Origin of the sequence: Natronobacterium gregoryi SP2 (genome assembly GCF_000230715.2) — an archaeon.
Classification (GTDB): Archaea; Halobacteriota; Halobacteria; order Halobacteriales; family Natrialbaceae; genus Natronobacterium; species Natronobacterium gregoryi.
The window spans coordinates 1,796,244-1,812,904 of record NC_019792.1 but is presented as its reverse complement, the minus strand read 5'-3'; the positions used below and the strand labels follow the sequence as shown (position 1 = coordinate 1,812,904).

The 16,661-nt window shown below is 61.7% G+C and carries 21 protein-coding genes and 1 pseudogene; 12 read left to right on the top strand and 10 right to left on the bottom strand.

Going from position 1 to position 16,661, the window contains the following annotated elements; all coding sequences use genetic code 11:
• Position 1: 1 nt before the first annotated feature.
• Both NATGR_RS08930 and NATGR_RS08925 read right to left on the bottom strand, forming a co-directional pair.
• On the bottom strand, positions 2-811 hold the full coding sequence (locus tag NATGR_RS08930) for a cytochrome c oxidase subunit II (RefSeq protein ID WP_005580570.1): 810 nt from the start codon (positions 809-811) through the stop codon (positions 2-4).
• On the bottom strand, positions 808-1,011 hold the full coding sequence (locus NATGR_RS08925) for a hypothetical protein (RefSeq protein ID WP_005580569.1): 204 nt from the start codon (positions 1,009-1,011) through the stop codon (positions 808-810). Before NATGR_RS08925 ends, NATGR_RS08930 begins: the two co-directional genes overlap by 4 nt.
• Positions 1,012-1,113: 102 nt before the next feature.
• Between NATGR_RS08925 and NATGR_RS08920 the strand changes: the two genes are divergently transcribed.
• Together NATGR_RS08920 and NATGR_RS08915 are read left to right on the top strand one after the other, a co-directional pair.
• Positions 1,114-1,320 (top strand): hypothetical protein, encoded by a 207-nt coding sequence (locus NATGR_RS08920; RefSeq protein WP_005580567.1) that lies wholly within the window; start codon positions 1,114-1,116, stop codon positions 1,318-1,320.
• Between the two features lie 300 nt (positions 1,321-1,620).
• Positions 1,621-4,032, top strand: coding sequence for a heavy metal translocating P-type ATPase (locus NATGR_RS08915; protein WP_005580566.1), 2,412 nt, complete (start codon positions 1,621-1,623; stop codon positions 4,030-4,032).
• Positions 4,033-4,038: 6 nt separating this feature from the next.
• Here the strand turns inward: NATGR_RS08915 and NATGR_RS08910 are convergent, their stop codons facing one another.
• Positions 4,039-4,278: a CDGSH iron-sulfur domain-containing protein gene (locus NATGR_RS08910; RefSeq protein ID WP_005580564.1), complete on the bottom strand. Its 240-nt coding sequence runs from the start codon at positions 4,276-4,278 to the stop codon at positions 4,039-4,041.
• A gap of 97 nt (positions 4,279-4,375) precedes the next feature.
• Between NATGR_RS08910 and NATGR_RS08905 the strand changes: the two genes are divergently transcribed.
• The 4 genes from NATGR_RS08905 to NATGR_RS20420 all read left to right on the top strand — a co-directional run bounded on the left by NATGR_RS08905 (position 4,376) and on the right by NATGR_RS20420 (position 6,630).
• Positions 4,376-4,669 carry a DUF7521 family protein gene (locus NATGR_RS08905; RefSeq protein ID WP_015233484.1) on the top strand — a complete coding sequence of 98 codons (294 nt, stop codon included), beginning with the start codon at positions 4,376-4,378 and terminating at the stop codon, positions 4,667-4,669.
• Positions 4,670-5,174: 505 nt separating this feature from the next.
• Positions 5,175-5,588, top strand: a complete 414-nt coding sequence (locus NATGR_RS08895) for a hypothetical protein (protein ID WP_005580561.1) — start codon at positions 5,175-5,177, stop codon at positions 5,586-5,588.
• Positions 5,589-5,632: 44 nt separating this feature from the next.
• The gene (locus tag NATGR_RS08890) at positions 5,633-6,145 is read left to right on the top strand and encodes a metallophosphoesterase (protein WP_005580560.1); all 513 of its coding nucleotides are present in this window, start codon (positions 5,633-5,635) and stop codon (positions 6,143-6,145) included.
• Between the two features lie 353 nt (positions 6,146-6,498).
• Complete coding sequence (locus tag NATGR_RS20420; RefSeq protein ID WP_015233483.1) at positions 6,499-6,630, top strand: DUF7859 family protein; 132 nt, start codon at positions 6,499-6,501, stop codon at positions 6,628-6,630.
• On the opposite strand, the gene NATGR_RS08885 is transcribed toward NATGR_RS20420, so the two are convergent.
• Positions 6,627-7,640, bottom strand: a complete 1,014-nt coding sequence (locus tag NATGR_RS08885) for a threonine aldolase family protein (protein WP_005580558.1) — start codon at positions 7,638-7,640, stop codon at positions 6,627-6,629. The genes NATGR_RS20420 and NATGR_RS08885 overlap by 4 nt on opposite strands.
• Before the next feature lie 141 nt (positions 7,641-7,781).
• The gene (locus NATGR_RS08880; RefSeq protein ID WP_015233383.1) at positions 7,782-8,606 is read right to left on the bottom strand and encodes an IS5-like element ISNagr1 family transposase; all 825 of its coding nucleotides are present in this window, start codon (positions 8,604-8,606) and stop codon (positions 7,782-7,784) included.
• Between the two features lie 95 nt (positions 8,607-8,701).
• Here NATGR_RS08880 and NATGR_RS08875 point away from each other — a divergent pair, with 95 nt between their 5' ends.
• The 5 genes from NATGR_RS08875 to NATGR_RS20415 all read left to right on the top strand — a co-directional run bounded on the left by NATGR_RS08875 (position 8,702) and on the right by NATGR_RS20415 (position 10,759).
• The gene (locus NATGR_RS08875; protein ID WP_005578201.1) at positions 8,702-8,923 is read left to right on the top strand and encodes a hypothetical protein; all 222 of its coding nucleotides are present in this window, start codon (positions 8,702-8,704) and stop codon (positions 8,921-8,923) included.
• A 101-nt stretch (positions 8,924-9,024) separates the two neighbouring features.
• Positions 9,025-9,204, top strand: a complete 180-nt coding sequence (locus NATGR_RS08870; RefSeq protein WP_049887788.1) for a hypothetical protein — start codon at positions 9,025-9,027, stop codon at positions 9,202-9,204.
• On the top strand, positions 9,201-9,446 hold the full coding sequence (locus tag NATGR_RS08865) for a hypothetical protein (protein ID WP_005578199.1): 246 nt from the start codon (positions 9,201-9,203) through the stop codon (positions 9,444-9,446). The genes NATGR_RS08870 and NATGR_RS08865 overlap by 4 nt, the downstream gene beginning before the upstream one ends.
• Before the next feature lie 48 nt (positions 9,447-9,494).
• Positions 9,495-10,589: an aminopeptidase gene (locus NATGR_RS08860; protein WP_005578198.1), complete on the top strand. Its 1,095-nt coding sequence runs from the start codon at positions 9,495-9,497 to the stop codon at positions 10,587-10,589.
• 44 nt (positions 10,590-10,633) lie between these two features.
• Positions 10,634-10,759, top strand: a complete 126-nt coding sequence (locus NATGR_RS20415) for a hypothetical protein (RefSeq protein ID WP_005578196.1) — start codon at positions 10,634-10,636, stop codon at positions 10,757-10,759.
• 96 nt (positions 10,760-10,855) lie between these two features.
• Here the strand turns inward: NATGR_RS20415 and NATGR_RS08855 are convergent, their stop codons facing one another.
• From NATGR_RS08855 to rnz, 5 genes and pseudogenes are all read right to left on the bottom strand, one after another.
• Positions 10,856-11,512: a ribonuclease HI family protein gene (locus NATGR_RS08855; protein ID WP_049887859.1), complete on the bottom strand. Its 657-nt coding sequence runs from the start codon at positions 11,510-11,512 to the stop codon at positions 10,856-10,858.
• A gap of 157 nt (positions 11,513-11,669) precedes the next feature.
• Complete coding sequence (locus tag NATGR_RS08850; protein WP_005578192.1) at positions 11,670-12,230, bottom strand: TATA-box-binding protein; 561 nt, start codon at positions 12,228-12,230, stop codon at positions 11,670-11,672.
• Between the two features lie 40 nt (positions 12,231-12,270).
• Positions 12,271-12,927 (bottom strand): annotated as a pseudogene (locus NATGR_RS08845) (DUF389 domain-containing protein); the annotation flags it as partial.
• Positions 12,928-13,209: 282 nt separating this feature from the next.
• The gene (locus NATGR_RS08840; protein WP_015233481.1) at positions 13,210-14,094 is read right to left on the bottom strand and encodes an IS1595-like element ISNagr10 family transposase; all 885 of its coding nucleotides are present in this window, start codon (positions 14,092-14,094) and stop codon (positions 13,210-13,212) included.
• 231 nt (positions 14,095-14,325) lie between these two features.
• Positions 14,326-15,252 carry a ribonuclease Z gene (rnz, locus tag NATGR_RS08835; protein ID WP_005578209.1) on the bottom strand — a complete coding sequence of 309 codons (927 nt, stop codon included), beginning with the start codon at positions 15,250-15,252 and terminating at the stop codon, positions 14,326-14,328.
• Positions 15,253-15,486: 234 nt separating this feature from the next.
• Between rnz and NATGR_RS08830 the strand changes: the two genes are divergently transcribed.
• A complete protein-coding gene (locus tag NATGR_RS08830) occupies positions 15,487-16,644 on the top strand; it encodes a DUF7282 domain-containing protein (protein ID WP_005578211.1) in 1,158 nt (385 codons plus the stop codon).
• Positions 16,645-16,661: the final 17 nt, after the last annotated feature.

Below are 16,661 nucleotides of genomic sequence, written 5' to 3'. Positions count from 1 at the left end.
GTTACTCCTCCTCCGTCGTATCGCCGTCGTCGCTGTCGCCGTCGTCGTCAGTTCCGACGGTCAACTGGTCGCTTTCCGTGTAGTCGTCGACGGTCACCGTCCAGTCGTGGTCACCGTCGCCGAGGGTCGACGCGTCGACGGCGAACGTCACGTCCTCGCTCGAGTCGCCAGCGACCGTGACGTCTTCCTCGACGGTCTCGTTACCGATCTCGAGGGTGACGGTGGTGTCGAGGTCTTCGAGCATCCCGTTGGTCACGGATGCGGTGACCTGGGCTTGGTCGTCGGTGTCGACTTCGTCGGGGGCATCGACGGCGAGTTCGGTGAGGTCGAACTCGGTTTCGGGGACGACGTGGAGTTCGGCCTCCATGTCGTGGTGGCCGAAGCCACAGTACTCGTTACAGAGGATGCCGTACTCCTCTGGTTCGTCGAATTGGGCGGTTATCTCGGCGATCTCACCGGGAATGACCATCGTGTTGACGTTCGTTCCGACGACAGTGAAACTGTGTGTAACGTCGGAACTGGTGACGTAGAAGGTTACCTCACTGTTCTCCGGAATCTCGATTGTATCGGGGCTGTACCCGAACGTGTACGCGTGGACGTACACGTCGTACTCGTTTTCACCGACTTGGTGGACTCCGGGGTCGCCGAACTTGTCGTGATCACCGATTTCGTCCGGGGCGATCGTTCCACCTTCGTCGTCGACCATCGCGATGCCGAGTCCGGCGGCACCGTAGGTGACTGTCGCGATGAACGCGACGATAAGGACCATCGCACCGATCAGCCAGAATTTCTCGTACGTGTGAATGTTCATACTATCCCTCCTGCAGTCACGACCGAGCCGATCACCGTCGGGTCGTTCCCGAGGAACTCGATGAAGTAGGTGTAAAACCACATTAGGACCAGGACGACGAAATAGAGCCCGATAAGAGTCAGTGTCCCGATCGGGTCGTACTCGTCGTGGCCGATCTCGTGTGACGTATCGGCCTCCGTCTGCTCTGTCGCTGAACTCATACGAGAGTGGTAAGGAACAAGTTTTACTTACTCATCACGTTTGATTCCCGACCCACGGGAACGGGTCCATGATTTAAGTATCCAGCATACACAGGTGGGTATATGGGTGTTGAAGAGATCTCTCCGCGGGCCGCTGCTGCAGTCGGCTTGCTGGCACTCGTTCCGACGCTGGTCTTCGGCGTCTCCTATCCCGGCATCGCAGGATACGTTGCCGCGGTCAACGTTGTCCTCATCTTCGCTGCGCTGTACGTCGCGATGGCACCGATAGAAGACGCGGACCACGGGAAAAACAGCGGCACAGCGACGTAATCGCTGCTCCAGTGAGACGGTGCGGTCGCCGTTTCGATGCGAACGACGGCATCGTTCTTCGCCACAACGGTTACACACGTCCATGCAGTAAGTCGATGTAACGCGACCGGGAAGCCGCGGCTGGGACGGAATGCTGTACTACCGTTTGCGGTACCGACGTGCCGGGACGACCGCTGCGGGACGCGATCGAACCGAAACCGACGGACAGTAAGCTGTATAAAACGCCGTCACGCTGATACCGGCCGCTGTCCCCCTCGCTCTCGAAGAATCGATCCGACCCCTCACCTAGCCGTCTCGAGTATGGCCGAGAACCCACACGCACGACCGAACGCGACGCCGGCCAAGAGCGATCAGGGCACGTCAGAAGAGACACCATCTGGCTGCCAGCTCTGTGATCTTCCGACACCTGCCGATCCGTTCACGGCTGCCGATGTCGAAGGCGAGTACTGTTGTCGTGGCTGTCTCGAGGTGAGTCGGGCACTCGAGGACGCAGAAACGGACGCGGCATGCGTCCAGTCCAGACTCGACGTCGACGAGACGGCCGACCTCGACGAACTCGAGGGTGAAGACGCCTACCTCGCGGTCGATGGGATGCACTGTTCGACCTGCGAGGCCTTCCTCGAGACGAGTGCCGAATCGCACGACGGCGTCCGTGGTGCGGAAGCGAGTTACGCGACCGAAACGGTCCGGGTAGTGTACGATCCGGACGAGGTCACGACCGAAGCGTTGCCCGAGGTCGTCTCTGGGTACGGGTACAGAGCTCGGGACCGGACGGACGCCGCTGGCGCGGACGACGAGGAGGGGCAAGCGCTGGTGAAGTTTCTGGCTGGCGGTGGTCTGTTTGGAATGATGGTGATGGTGTGGTACGTCGTCTTTCTCTATCCGAGCTACTTCGGCTACGAGCCCGTCGTCCAGTTCGGTGACTTCGACGGCTACTACGTCGCAGCGAACATCTGGCTGATGACCTCGTTCGTCCTCTTTTATACGGGGTATCCGATTCTTCGAGGTGCGTACGTGAGTCTGCGGGCGGGGATGCCGAACATGGATTTGCTGGTGACGACTGCAGCCGTCGGTGCGTACGCCTACAGTACGCTCGCGATGGTGCTCGGGCGAACCGACCTGTACTTCGACGTCAGCGTCGCCGTCATCCTCGTCGTCACTGCTGGTACCTACTACGAAGAGCGGATCAAGCGCCGCGCGACGAGTCTTCTCTCGGACTTGACTGAACAGCAAGTCGACGACGCACGACTCGAGAGCGGCGAAACCGTCCCGCTCGAGGATGTCGATCCTGGAGACCGACTCCTCGTACGTCCGGGCGAGCGGATTCCGCTGGATGGCGACCTTCGCGAGGGGACGGCTGCCGTCGACGAGTCGCTGGTGACTGGCGAGTCTATTCCCGTCGAGAAAGGGCCTGGCGACTCCGTCCGTGGCGGTACAGTCGTCACCGACGCGCCGGTCATCGTCGAAGTTGGAGACGACGCCGAGAGCACGCTCGATCGACTCGTCTCCTTGCTGTGGTCGATCCAGAGTTCGCGGCCGGGAGTCCAGCGACTCGCGGACAAACTGGCGACGATCTTCGTGCCGCTCGTGCTCGTGCTGGCGACGGCTACGACGATACTCTTTCTCGCGACGGGATCGAGTCTTTCGAGAGCGCTACTAGTCGGGTTGACGGTCGTAATCGTCTCCTGTCCCTGTGCGCTGGGGCTGGCGACGCCGCTGGCGATCGCCTCGGGGGTCCAGGCAGCCGCGAAGCGAGGAATCGTCGTTGCTGCGGAGACGATCTTCGAGGACGCACCAGACGTCGATGTCGTCGTACTGGACAAGACAGGGACGCTGACGACGGGTTCGATGACCGTTGCGAGAGTCCACGGAGAAAACGAAGAGCGACTGCTCCAGCGGGCCGGAGCAGTCGAACAGTTCTCGGAGCATCCGATCGCCGAAGCGATCACCGACGCGGCGTTCGAAGACGACGACCAACTCGAGGTCGACGTCGAGGCGTTCGAACGCGACAGGCGCGGCGTCAGTGGCGTCGTCGACGGACACCGGGTCGTCGTCGGCCATCCCGACTACCTTCGAGAACACGAACTGGCTATTTCCACCTCGCTAGAGGCTCGGATCGCGGACGCGCGTGCGGCCGGTGACGTTCCGGTCGTCGTCGGTTGGGGTGGTCGGTCGCGTGGCGTGATCGTCGTCGGTGACTCCCCACGTGGGGAGTGGAAAGACGCCGTCCAGACGCTCGCGACAGGGCGTGACGTCGTCGTGCTGACGGGCGACGAAGGGGCCGCAGCCGACCGATTCCGGTCCGTCGATGGGGTGAGCGAGGTCTTCGCGGGCGTCCCTCCGGAAGCGAAAGCCGAGACGGTCGAGCGGCTCCGCGCTCGCGGCTCCGTCGCGATGGTCGGCGACGGGAGCAACGACGCCCCCGCGCTGGCAGCCGCCGACGTCGGCATCGCGATGGGAAGCGGAACGAAACTCGCGACAGACGCGGCCGACGCCGTGATCGTCGGCGATGACCTGGCAGCAATTGCGGAGACGTTCGATCTCGCGGCCGGCACTAACAGCCGGATCAAACAGAACCTCGGGTGGGCCTTTTTCTACAACGCGGTCGCGATCCCGCTTGCGATCACCGGCCTGTTGAACCCGCTTTTCGCGGCACTGGCGATGGCCACGAGCAGTCTACTGGTCGTGATAAACTCCTCGCGGTCGATCTGATGACCGCTATTCCTCGTCCAGTTCGTCGCTGGTGACGACCCGCTCGAGGACTTCCCGACGGCCTTCCTCGTAGACGTACGTCTCGTCGTCGCTTTCACCATCGGTGCGACGGTGACTGCCGTCACAGAACGGGAACGACTCCGAGAGACCGCACCGACAAACTGCGACATCTCCTTTCTCGTCGTCGATATCGGACGTATCGAGTTTACACGGACCGGTGCCTTCGAGTTCGACGAGTCTCGTCATCGGCTCGATATTCGAGCGCCAGCGGCAAAACGCTCCCGTTCGACGGGCGATAACGGTAACTTACTTGTTCGCCGTCCGGAAAAGAGGAGTGAAGACAATGAGTCCTGCAGTCGCCGAAGCGTCGGCCACGATCGCACTCGCCATCGTCAAGACACTCATATTGCTAGTCGGGAGTGTCATCACGTTCTTTACCTTCAAGGCATATCGCCGCACCAAACAACGCTCTCTGGGCTTGCTCGCGGTCGGCTTTGGACTCATCACTCTCGGGTTGGTGCTTGCTGGTCTACTGTTCGAACTGCTCGACGTGGCGTTGATAACCGGGGTCCTCCTCGAGAGTCTCCTGATGCTTGCGGGCTTTCTCGTGATCGCGTACTCGCTGTACGTCAACTAACGCAGCGGTTGCCCTCTACTGTGGTCGCTCTGACACCGAAACAGTCAGGTAATGGCGTCCACGCCGCTCGTCCGTGGCGACATGTGCGAGTTCCATCGGGTGCTTCGGTCAGACGGCGTCGTCTTTCTCTCCGCCAAACGTAGGCCGACGACTCGGGGAGAGTCCCACGAGAGGCACTTCGAATACTATCAGCCAGGCGCGATCCACTCGAGTGTTTTGGACGTGGGGTTCGGTCCCAAAATCGTCACCACCTCCGAACAGTGGGTCGCAATCGTCGCCAAATCGAAGTGGCTCGACTTCGGTACAGTCGCTCTCTTTCGACGCAGTCCCGCTCGTTTCTCGCTTCATACGGTTTGCTGTAACGATTTACCGGTGCAACCGCAAGAAGGGCCGCGATTGCACCGGCAATGTCTTGCAGCAATCCGTATCAGTATTACTGCCGTCGATCCAACTGCCAGCGTACGCCTGCTACATCGACATACTATTCGAGTTCGATTCCTCGTGTATGCCCATCCCCGGATACGATGCCGACAGCATCGCCGAAGCAGTGCTCGAGCGCGTCGGTGCGCGGGTCGCCGTCGTCGCGGATGTCGTCCCCGACGAGTTCGACCTCGAGCGAAGCGGGATCGAACCGCCGGCCGACGCGCTCTCGGACCCGGTCTCGATCACCTGCTTCGAGGGGCTGCAGGCGGTCGAAGCCGTCCGGCTGACGCTCTCGTACGACCCTTCGGAACTGCCACCGGGTGCGAGTCCAACGGACGTTGCAGTCACCGCCCGAACGGACGACGGCTGGGAGTCACTGGAGTCGACGACCGACCTCGAGAAGACGACGGTGACGGCCGTGCTGAACGACCGACCGCCAGGATCGACGATCGCGGCGGGGTACGACGACCACGCCGCCGACGAACTCGGGCGATAGCGACGGGTCGAAAGACACGTCCCGCCCGCGGCCAACTGTCCGACATGATCGCGATTTTCTCCGACACACACAGCAGCCACGGCCACGAACTCGAGGGTGAAGCGCTGACAGCTGCTCGAGAGGCCGACACCGTCGTCCACGCGGGCGATTTCACGAGCGAAGCGGCGCTCGAGGCGTTCCAGGCGGAGTGTACGACGTTGTTTGCGGTCCACGGCAACGCGGACAGCGCAGCCGTGCGGGACCGATTGCCGACGGCCCGCGTGGTCGACGCCGGTGGTGTGCGGCTCGCGGTGACCCACCGGCGCGGCGGCGGGGAGACAGGACTCGCCATGTTCGGCCGATCACGAGACGCCGACGTCGTCGTCTCGGGACACACGCATCGACCGACAGCCGTCGAGACCGAAGCCTGTCTCCTCCTCAATCCGGGGAGCCACGCTCAGCCACGGGGCCACAGACCGGGGTTCGCGGTGCTCGAGGAGAGCGAGGACGGACTCGAAGGAGAGATACGGAAGCCGGACGGCACACTCGTCGAGTCGTGTACGATTACGGAGCAGTGACCGCACGCAGGGCGGTGGAGGACTGCGTCAGCGGAGCGGCGGAAACGCGGGTGCGGGTGGTGTGGGAGAGACCGGTTCGGCGAACCGGTGATCGGATGATCGGCGGACAGGGGTCGACTGCCCCAATCGATCGGCGGGCAGTACACGTGGTCCCGAGTCCGGCGACAGCCGTCCGAAACTCGGGACGCAACTTCACGTAGCGCCCGTAGGGAAATATACGCACCGTAAGGTGAAAAACCGGCTTTAGTTACCGCTCCGTTCGACCTCGACCGATGCCGAACGAGCCAGTACGCGACTCGAGACGCCACGACGCGTCGAAACGATTTTGCACGGGGACATTGTACCTCCCGCGTATGCTGGACCTCATTCCCGACGACCCCGTCATCATCGCGGTCGTCTTGATCCTATTGTCGCTAGTATTCTTTTCGTATCTGTTACTCCGCCGTACTGTCCTCGAGTTCCGCGATGGGATGCGGGGCCGTTAAACAGCTGTTTCGATCCGCTCGAGTACCGTCTCGACGTCGTCGCTCGAGACGTTCCAGTGCGTGCAGAATCGGACCGTCGACGGCCCGAACTGGGTCGCCAGTACGTCTTTCTCGCGAAGTCGATCCAGGACGGCGTCGGTCTCTAACCCAGTCCCAGAAATATCCGCGAGCACGATATTCGTCTCTGGTGGCTGGACGTCGAAACCGTCGACGGCCTCGAGTCCGTCGGCGAGTCGCTGTGCGTGCTCGTGATCACGCTCGAGGTTGTCGACGTTCCCGAGGGCCTCGAGTCCGGGCGCGGCGATGATACCTGCTTGCCGGAGTCCACCGCCGAAAAGTTTGCGGACGCGGCAGGCTTTCTCGACGAAGTCCTCGCTGCCGGCCAGCATCGAGCCAATCGGTGCACCAAGTCCCTTCGAGAGACAGAACATGACCGAGTCGACCGGCTCCGTGAGTTCGGTGACCGGAACGTCCAGCGCCGTCGCAGCGTTGAACATACGTGCCCCGTCGAGATGGACTGGAACGTCGCGTTCGTGGGCGGCTTTGGCTGCTGCGTCGATTTTCTCGGGCTCGATTGCGAGCCCGCCGCGGGCGTTGTGCGTGTTCTCGAGCCACGCGAGCCCGGTCCCCGGTCGGTGAAGGCTCTCCTGGACGATGCCGTTTGCGATCTGCTCGGGTGTCGGAATCCCACGGTCGGCATCGACCATCCGCACCTGAAGCCCGGAAAGATCGGCGGCACCGCCGAGTTCGTACTTCACGATGTGGCTTTTCTCGTCGGTCAGCAACTCCTGTCCACGTTCGGTGTGAACCCGGGCTGCGATCTGGTTGCCCATCGTCCCGCTTGGGACGTAAAGAGCAGCTTCGGTTCCAACGACGTCGGCTGCTCGCTCCTCGAGTTCGTTGACGGTCGGGTCCTCCCCGTAGACGGCGTCACCGACGTCTGCAGCGTATGCAGCGTCGCGCATTCGGTCGTCCGGTTTCGTGACGGTATCCGAACGGAGGTCGATCATTGCCGGATTCTCGAGGCGGCGTCGTGGTAACGTTATCGAATCCAGCCGTGCCTGACGACCGGTGACGGGCGACAGTATCGAGTTGCTCAGAAGGGTTACTCTCTACGGCCGTGGTGAATCGCCATACGGCGCTTGATTTCGCTAGTTGACGGTACGCTTGATGTTGTATACGGCACACATTAGGACGATTTCACGGAACTCACGATACCAGCTTCGCGCACGCACGGCGTCGCCGAGCGTGCGCTTGATCACCGAGAAGACGGTCTCAGACAACGCTCTCTGGCCGTAGAGAGTCCCATCGATCCGCGCGTTATGCGCGTGATCGATGGGACGGAACTCTCGATGCTTGATCAGCGGTCTTACGTCCTCTTCCCGGAGTTTATCACGGAACCGTTGCCAGTCGTAGCCTTTGTCGGCGGCGAGGCTGTGCAACTCGCCAGCGTTGCGGCGGGCGAGTTGCCAGCCGATCTGCGTGTCGTGACGTTTCTTGGTTGTGCAGTGAACGTCGAGGATAGCTTGTGACTCAGTATCGACCAGAGCCGTTGTTTTGAGCGTCTGAACGCGGTAATTCGTCCGTCGGCAGTAGTGTTTGCTCGCGTTTTCGCGGTCGAAAAACGTCGCATCCATCGCCGCATGGCCAGATGGCTCGTGCAGCTGCGCCGACAGGCGCAGCAGCACTCGCCAGACTGCCATCTTGATCCTATCAAATGCTTTCACTAGCGTAGAGTGATCAGGGAGATCGGCCTCCTCAAGGCCGATCTCCGCCAGTATTTGTGGCATCTCGCTCAACAGGTCAAGTGCTTCCCGGTAGGATTTCTCCAAGTAAATCCGCAGACAGTGCAGCGAAACGACGGCGTAGTCGGCGAATCCGCCGCCACCCTGCGGGGCGGCGGATTCGCCTCGGCCACCAACAGCACTTTTAGCCAACGTCACGACCTTCCCAGTGAAGCGGGAAATTTTGGACATAGAGCATCCGCCGTTTCCCGCTTCAACTCCCTAGTTCTGACGGTCGAAGTCTATGCAGTCATGCGATTCACCAGAGCCCTCTCTACCTATACGACATGTCGCTCGTGAGCGCTGCCCGCCCTCTCTCCGATTCGACCGACAGTCCCCACACCGATCGAAGCCCGTTCTTTCGTCACGTCGAACGGATCACCGGTCGGTTCGGCGATCCCTTGCCGTTTCTCGCCGTGCCGCTTCTCACGACGCTACTCGAGGTCGACGCCGTTCGCCGAGCGGTGGCCGGCGTCGGTCGTGGCTTCTCGATCGAATTCACGTTCTAGTTTCCGTCGCCACTGCTCGCGTTGCTCGCTGTTCCCGTGGTGCTGGTCGCTATCTGCGATTCGGGCTCTGGCACTTCGCCGCCGTCCTGGTGATTTCACCCGTGGTCTCGTTCGCGGTTACGAGCGGTGGCGCTGCCGGCTTCCTCTTTGGCTCGGTCGTCGTCGTGCCGCTCTCGCTGCTCCTGACGGCCGCGACGGTGTCTTTCTTCGACGAACTGGTCGACCGGAACCCGAACGCTTTCGACAGCACCACCAGTACAGGAGAACGGAGCAACCGATGACCGGATCGACGGATTCCTCGAGCGCAAATACTTCGAGAAACGATTCCGCACGCCGCATAATCTCGGCGTTACGGCTCGTCGCCGTCGCGCTCGTGATCGTCGGCTTCGTCGGCTGGGCGTCCGGCGACGCCGCCCCCTTCGACCTCGAGTCACCGTACACGATCGCCTTCGGTGTCGGCGTCGCGTGTGCGTTCGCGTCGATCTACCTCGGCATCTTTCTCGCCGAGGGCGGCGAAGAGTGAGAATTTCGATTCGAAACTCGTATGCCGGCGGCGGTGAACGCGTGTCACATGGACCCGCGAATCCGCGAACATGCCGAAATAATCGCGAACCACTCCGTCGATCTCGGGGAGGGAGACAACGTCGTCGTCGACGCCCACCCCGTCGCCGAGGACCTGGTCGTTGCCCTTCACGAGGTTATCGGTGAGAAGGGTGCAAACCCGATCACGACGAGCCAGCGAACGGGAAAGCGCCAGCAGCGGGCGTATCTCCGTGCCACAGACGACGACTTCGAGACGCCCGAACACGAACTCGCGCTCATCGAGAACACGGACGTTTACATCGCTATTCGTGCGTCGGACAACGTCACCCAGACTAGCGACGTCGACCCCGAGACGAGCGCGGCCTACCAGCAGGCCCACCAGCCGATCTTAGAGGAACGCCTCGGGACGCGCTGGTGTCTCACGCAGTTCCCCGCGCCGGCGAACGCCCAGCTCGCCGAGATGAGCACTGAGGGCTACGAGAACTTCGTCTGGGACGCCGTCAACAAAGACTGGGACGAACAGCGCGACCACCAGGCGAACATGGTCGAGATCATGGACCCGGCCGACGAGATTCGCATCGTCAGCGGCGACACGACCGACGTGACGATGTCGATCGCCGGCAACCCGACGATCAACGACCACGGCGAGAACAACCTCCCTGGCGGCGAGGTCTTCACTGCACCCCAGCCCGACAGCGTCGAAGGCGAAGTGCTGTTCGACATGCCACTCTATCACCAGGGCCGAGAGATCACGGACGTCTACCTCGAGTTCGAGGGCGGCGAGGTCGTTTCCCACTCGGCGGCGAAAAACGAGGAGACCCTGACCGAGGTCCTGAACACGGACGAGGGTGCGCGCCGACTCGGCGAACTCGGCATCGGGATGAACCGTGACATCGACCAGTTCACGTACAACATGCTCTTCGACGAGAAGATGGGCGATACGGTCCACATGGCGGTCGGACGGGCCTACGACGGCACCGTTGGCGAGGGCAACGAGCAGAACGACAGTGCTGCCCACGTCGACATGATCGTCGACATGAGCGAGGAGTCGTTCATCGAGGTCGACGGCGAGGTCGTCCAGCGGGACGGGACGTTCGTGTTCGAGGACGGTTTCGAAGCGTAGACCGCGACGAACGGAGTGAGTCGCGGCCTTTTTCATCGAAGTTTTTGCGCGAGGGTGAGCGACGCGAACCCGACGCGGAAAAAGTTCGGAGTGATTCGTTCATCGAGGCCGACGGCGAGGTCGTCCAGCGGGACGGGACGTTCGTGTTCGAGGACGGTTTCGAAGCGTAGACCGCGACGAACGGAGTGAGTCGCGGCCTTTTCATCTCGACCAGTCTGGACGTTCCACCCGCGGTGGAAACTCCGCCGTTCAATCGGGCACAGATGTCATCCAGGCCCGAAAGCCGCGATATCGGCACCCACCGTCGCCAGTGCATCGGCGGGGTTTGGATCGCTGTCGGCCAGATGCGTGTACCGGTGGTCCGGGACACTCGAGAGCGCTGCCGCGACGGCCTCGCTGTACGTCTCCACGCCCGGTTCGGTCGGGTCCTCGCCGCCCCAGACGTCTCGGATAACCGTCATCGAATCGATTCGTACTTCTAGCCTGCGTGGCTCGTACCGAGCCAGTAGCTCAGAGAGTCCGAGTTCGAGGGCGACGTACTCGGCGGTGTTGTTCCCCGTCCGGGAGCCGACGGGCCGGCCGAGACGGGCGAGTTCCTCCCTCGCCGAAGCGTCCACGATGACAGCACCTGCCCCTGCAGGGCCAGGGTTGCCACGCGAACTGCCGTAGACGTAGAGGACGAACGCGTCGCTCGTCGACCCGGGAACGGGCGGCCGGCCGAGTCCTGACTCGAGCAGGCTCTCGAGCGCGCGACGCAACTCGTCCGGATTGGTTCCGGGATCGAAGAGACCGCCGTCCCCGGGGACGGCGTCGTCGATAGCGTCGGTAGCGGCCGCCACCTCGTAGCCGACGCCCGCGAGTACCTCGTCGACGAGCGCAGCGAGCGGCGAGCAGTGTTCGCTCGGGAGGCGGTCGTCGGTCACGCTACTTGCCCCCTCGAGTTTCGGCTGCCGGCTCTCTCGCCCTCGTTTCCGATCGCTCTTGTCGACTGGTCGCACCACTGCATACCGACTCTCGGTTCTCGAGCGAAATAAGCTCCACAGCCGTGACAGGCGACGAACACAGGTAGGTTACGGTCGGTCAGTTTAGTAAACTGAGGTCCGCGAGGCGTGACGAAATAACATCGAGTGCACGGTCTGCATCCGCTGGTTCTTTTGCTCCAGTGACGACGACTTTACCGCTACCGAAGATGAGGGTAACCACATCGGGGTCGTCCAGCCGATAGACCAGGCCAGGGAATTGCTCGGGCTCGTATTCGATGTTTTCGAGACCGAAGCCGATGGCGGTGGCGTGCAGATTGACTCGACAGTCCAAATCACCAGTCGAAACAATATTCTGGATGATAATTTCAGGATTGGACGGAACGTCGATACCCAGACCACGGAGCGCATCAAATACGATATCGAGACTCTCGTAGACTTCGTCAGGACTTTTCGTGCCCGTACAAACGATCTTACCTGTTCGGAAGATCAACGAGGCGGATTTCGGGTTTTGTGTCCGATAAACCGCCCCAGGGAACTTCTCTTGGTCGTATTCCGTTCTATCGAGGTCTTCGGCGACCGATTCGAGGTCGAGCTCTTGATCGACTCCAGTTGAAGCGACGATATTCTCTATCGTCGGAGGGTGTTTCAAATTGGACATGCTACGTGGAACGTTGGATGTAGCTACGAAATAGCTGGTGATCAGGGGCGATCCGTTCGGAGACTTCGTCGATCTCGGTGATCTCGAGGCCTGGCGGAACGAGCAGCAGCGACTGGACCAGCTAGGCGACGATGGCTGCAGCGATTATACCGCCGGCGACGCCGGTGAACTGGTAGCGCATCCCCGTCAAGAAGACGTCGCGATCGTTGACGACAGTCCCGATCGAGGCGCTCAGGGCCGGTCCGATCAGCGGCGCGATCACCATCGAGCCGACGACGACTGCCGGCGAGTCGAGCAAGAGTCCGACGGTCGCGACGACGGCGCTGATCAGCGTCATCGTGAAGAAGACGCTGAACGTCGGCGTCAGTTCCTCGGCCTGGGTGACCAGTTCCTGGTGGGATATCTGTTCTTCCTCGACGCTCTCAGTGGCGTACTCCTCCTGCAGTTCGTCGAACTGCCTCGAGGCGACCGTCTCGGCGTCGGCGACGACCGTGTAGCTCTCCTCGTCGAGGCCGACCTTCTGCAACGAGTCGCGGATCGGTTCGACGGCGTTTTTCGGCAGCGGAAACGAGACGACGGCGTCGTACTCGCGGCTACTGCTCTCGTCGGTCACGACGTAGTCGATACCCTCCTCGTCCAGCAACTCGAGTATCGTCTCCCGTTTCCCGGTCGGAATCGTGACCTGGATGTGACGCACTGGTAGTATCTCGCTTCCCCCAGCGAAAATATCTCGGGCGGACACTGCGTGCACGTATCGTGGCCCCGATTTGGCCGGTGTTGTACCAGGTGGAGAAGCGAGGACCGTATCATACGGTTTACGTGGTGCATCACCTGTAGAGTTGTGATCAACATGGTCACCCGGAACGAAAGAGTGGGTTAAAGTATGCCATTCAATAGATTGTCATTTTAATATACAGGAGTATGAAGAACTCCTAAGCAGACTTTACTATACGCTCTTGTGAAGGACATTGTTGGTGAGTCAGAGAACAGTTCGAACGATGTCTTTCAGGGCTTTTCGACCGGGTTTGCGTAGGATTTTCCGACGAAATTCGAAGAGTCTGAGATACGTGGTGAGTTTGTCCTTCGAGATACCTCGATGCGGCGAGAGCCACCGTCGCGCCAGCGACGCGTGGCTCTCGCACGTATTCACGTGTACATCTCCATCAACGTACTCTCCCTCGACGTGAATAACCGCTTCTCGCTGGTACGTTTCGTCCGTCTCTAACGGGTCGTAGGCACGAAAGCCGTCGGTATAGACTGTCAGCGACTCCTCCTCGTGGGAATCGAGGAGGAGTCGCACAGCCGATTCGTCGGCGGATTTCGACGGGATGACGTATCGCTGATCGCTACCGCGATCAACGAGGACAAACACAGGTGGCTTGTCTTCGTCGTAGTTTCCTCTGCCACGTTTCGAGAGACCACGCGAGCGCGACTCCTGGTCGCGCTCGCGGCCTTTCTTTCCGGCAGAAACGTAGAACTCATCGATCTCGACGGGGCCAACGAGATCGAGCTGAGGCGCGTCGAGCGTTCTGGCGAAACGCTCGACGCGCCGGTGAAGCGATCGGTAGGAGACGTCAATTTCAGCGTCTAACTGGCGGATACTCGTGTTGAATCGGAGCAACGAGTAGAACGCGAACAACAGCTTGTCAAGGCCGATCTTCGCGTGCGCGAAGATCGTGCCGGTCTTGTCGTTGAACGTGCGTCCACAATTTTTACAGCGATACCGCTGATACTCTCGATAGCTGCCGTACTTGATCACCGATTCAGACTGGCAGCGCGGGCACTGGAGGCCCTCGCGCCAGCGAACCTGCTCCAGCAGGTTCGCGGCGCTCGCCTCTGAGCGAAACACTTCAACTGGGAACATAGTCGGGTGATGCTGACGCATCACCCTTGCCCGCTACGCTTTCACAGCGCCAGCTCTGTTCGACCAACAATCTGCTTCCGAAGAGCGTCCTCTATATGCAGCAGGCCAGCTCTATCAGGTAGTTAGGGTTTCAAGACTCGCAACTTCAGGCTTGAAGCCACTGGAAGTCAGTTCCGGCACAACCGCGGGATCTGACGTGGTTGCACCGAGACATCGACACAGCGATCCGTATCAGTCGTCGGAGTAGGGAATCTCGAGTTCGTCGCCGTCCTCGGGGAGGATGACTTCGCCGTCGAAGGCCTCCCGAGCCTGCCGTTCGTGCTCCGCGGTGTGGCCGGCGTACCGGGAGGAGATGTGCATCAGGGCGAGTCGCTTCGCGCCGGCACGAGCGGCGATCTCGGCGGCTCCGCGGGCCGTCGAGTGAGCGGTCTCGGTCGCTCGTTCGGCGCGGTCGTCCGCGAAGGTCGCGTCGTGGATCAGCAGATCCGGCTCGTCGGCGACCTCGATCGTCGCGACGGTGGGGCGGGTGTCGCCGGTGTAGACGATCGTCCGTCCCGGTCGCGGGTCGCCGACGACCTGGTCGGGTTCGACGACGGTGCCGTCCTCGAGTTCGACAGGCTGGCCCTCGTGGAGTTTCGAGAACTTCGGGCCGACGGGAACGCCGAGTTCCTCGGCGCGTTCACGGTCGAAGCGGCCCTTGCGGTCGTCCTCGACGAGCGCGTAGCCGACCGAGCGGGCGTCGTGGTCGGTCTCGAACGCTCGGACCTCGTACTCGTCGGCGCGGTAGGCGACATCGCCGTCGCCGACCTCTGTGACGTGTACTGGAAACGAGGGGTGGTTCCCGAGGGCGTTGACCAGTCCCTGGAGCTTGCGCCGTGTCCCGTGTGGGGCGTGAATCGACAGCGGCTCCTCGCGGTCGTTGAAGTCCATCGTCTGGAGGAGGCCGGGAATCCCGAAGACGTGATCGCCGTGGAGATGCGTGACAAACAGGTGCGAGACGGAGAATCCCGTCCCGAACCGCATCATCTGGCGCTGAGTCCCCTCGCCGGCGTCGAACAGTAACTCCTCACCGTCGCGGGCGAGGAAGATTCCGCTCGGGTTTCGCTCCGTCGTGGGGACTGCCCCGCTCGTCCCGAGGAACGTCACGCGTAGTGGCATCGGTTCGTATTCGACGGTCCGCGGCTAAACCGGCTTCGATCGCCGCTGCACCGTTTCACGACGGGACAGTCGCCACGCCATCCAGTCCCGTGCGCCGCGGACGACGGAGCCGTCAGTATATTGATGATCGGGCTCCTCACGGTGACTAGAACCGACCCCGGACTGCAAAAGGAGTGTGCATTTACAGCCCTCCAGTTCGTACGTTCGGCATCGACAGCGGACCGCGACCCCCCAATGAGCACGAGATCGACTTTCGGCACGATAAAACGAATCGTCGCTATCCTGATCGCGATCGGGATCGTCCTCTCCGCCGGCATCATCGTCGGGCAGGCTCCCGCCATCTTCGGCGTCGAAGAGGACCCGACGGCGTCGATCACCGTCGAGGACCAGCAGACAAACGGCACCGTCGTCGAGATCGACGAAGTAACACTCTCCGACGGCGGCTTCGTCGTCGTCAGCGAGGACGGCGAGAGCCTCGCAGTCTCAGACTACCTCGAGGCTGATACCCACCAGAACGTCACGATAAAGAGCGACGAAGAGGAACTCATCGGAAAGCTCACTGCGACCGTCCACCAGGACACTACCGGCGACGAGGAGTACGCCTACGAGGAGACCGACGGCGAAGAGGACCGCCCCTACCTCTCCGACGGCTTCCCGGTCAGCGACATTGCGACGGTGACGACGACCGAGATCGACGATCCGCTCGAGGAGTCGTTCACCGTCGAATCGCTCGCGGTGCGGCCGACCGTGACGACCAACGAGACGTTACAGGTCGTCGCCGAGATCGAGAACCCGACCGAACTCGACAGTCAGCAACGCGTCGGGTTCCGCCTCGATGGCCAGGTTCTCGAACAGCAGGTCCTCGATCTGGCTGCGGGCGAGTCCACCGAAGTGGTCTTCGAGTTCGACACGAGCGATACCTCGCCGGGCGAGCGGACCGTGGGAGTGTACACTGACGGTGACGGCGCACTCGAGGCGGTCGAGTTCGAGTTCCACGCAGAACCGAGCGTTGCGATCACCGACATCAGCGAGGACGAGGTGACGGCCGCCGTCGCGACGCCGACCGAGAGTTTCGTCGCGGTCGTCGCCGACGAGAACGCGACCAACGCGGACGGCATCGACGAAGCGGACGTCGTCGGGACGAGCGACGAACTCGAGTCCGGCGAACACGAGAACGTGACGATCGAGTTCGACGAAACCGTCGATGAGGGTGACGAACTCGCGGCCGTCCTCTTCGAGGGCAATCCGGACGACCTCGAGACTGCGTCGGCGGTCGAACACGACGACGAGCCGGTCGCGACGACGTTTACCCTCGTCGGCGAAGACGACCTCGAGGCCGACGACCTCGACGACGCAAGCGGTGACGACACGGCCGACGAAGACGACGAGTAATCGACCGATTCTTACCC

What these genes read in the sequence shown, in the direction of transcription:
- NATGR_RS08930 (WP_005580570.1), bottom strand. Translation starts at nt 811, where the DNA reads ATGAACATTCACACGTACGAGAAATTCTGGCTGATCGGTGCGATGGTC.
- NATGR_RS08925 (WP_005580569.1), bottom strand. Translation starts at nt 1,011, where the DNA reads ATGAGTTCAGCGACAGAGCAGACGGAGGCCGATACGTCACACGAGATC.
- NATGR_RS08920 (WP_005580567.1), top strand. Translation starts at nt 1,114, where the DNA reads ATGGGTGTTGAAGAGATCTCTCCGCGGGCCGCTGCTGCAGTCGGCTTG.
- NATGR_RS08915 (WP_005580566.1), top strand. Translation starts at nt 1,621, where the DNA reads ATGGCCGAGAACCCACACGCACGACCGAACGCGACGCCGGCCAAGAGC.
- NATGR_RS08910 (WP_005580564.1), bottom strand. Translation starts at nt 4,278, where the DNA reads ATGACGAGACTCGTCGAACTCGAAGGCACCGGTCCGTGTAAACTCGAT.
- NATGR_RS08905 (WP_015233484.1), top strand. Translation starts at nt 4,376, where the DNA reads ATGAGTCCTGCAGTCGCCGAAGCGTCGGCCACGATCGCACTCGCCATC.
- NATGR_RS08895 (WP_005580561.1), top strand. Translation starts at nt 5,175, where the DNA reads ATGCCCATCCCCGGATACGATGCCGACAGCATCGCCGAAGCAGTGCTC.
- NATGR_RS08890 (WP_005580560.1), top strand. Translation starts at nt 5,633, where the DNA reads ATGATCGCGATTTTCTCCGACACACACAGCAGCCACGGCCACGAACTC.
- NATGR_RS20420 (WP_015233483.1), top strand. Translation starts at nt 6,499, where the DNA reads ATGCTGGACCTCATTCCCGACGACCCCGTCATCATCGCGGTCGTCTTG.
- NATGR_RS08885 (WP_005580558.1), bottom strand. Translation starts at nt 7,640, where the DNA reads ATGATCGACCTCCGTTCGGATACCGTCACGAAACCGGACGACCGAATG.
- NATGR_RS08880 (WP_015233383.1), bottom strand. Translation starts at nt 8,606, where the DNA reads ATGTCCAAAATTTCCCGCTTCACTGGGAAGGTCGTGACGTTGGCTAAA.
- NATGR_RS08875 (WP_005578201.1), top strand. Translation starts at nt 8,702, where the DNA reads ATGTCGCTCGTGAGCGCTGCCCGCCCTCTCTCCGATTCGACCGACAGT.
- NATGR_RS08865 (WP_005578199.1), top strand. Translation starts at nt 9,201, where the DNA reads ATGACCGGATCGACGGATTCCTCGAGCGCAAATACTTCGAGAAACGAT.
- NATGR_RS08860 (WP_005578198.1), top strand. Translation starts at nt 9,495, where the DNA reads ATGGACCCGCGAATCCGCGAACATGCCGAAATAATCGCGAACCACTCC.
- NATGR_RS08850 (WP_005578192.1), bottom strand. Translation starts at nt 12,230, where the DNA reads ATGTCCAATTTGAAACACCCTCCGACGATAGAGAATATCGTCGCTTCA.
- NATGR_RS08840 (WP_015233481.1), bottom strand. Translation starts at nt 14,094, where the DNA reads ATGTTCCCAGTTGAAGTGTTTCGCTCAGAGGCGAGCGCCGCGAACCTG.
- rnz (WP_005578209.1), bottom strand. Translation starts at nt 15,252, where the DNA reads ATGCCACTACGCGTGACGTTCCTCGGGACGAGCGGGGCAGTCCCCACG.
- NATGR_RS08830 (WP_005578211.1), top strand. Translation starts at nt 15,487, where the DNA reads ATGAGCACGAGATCGACTTTCGGCACGATAAAACGAATCGTCGCTATC.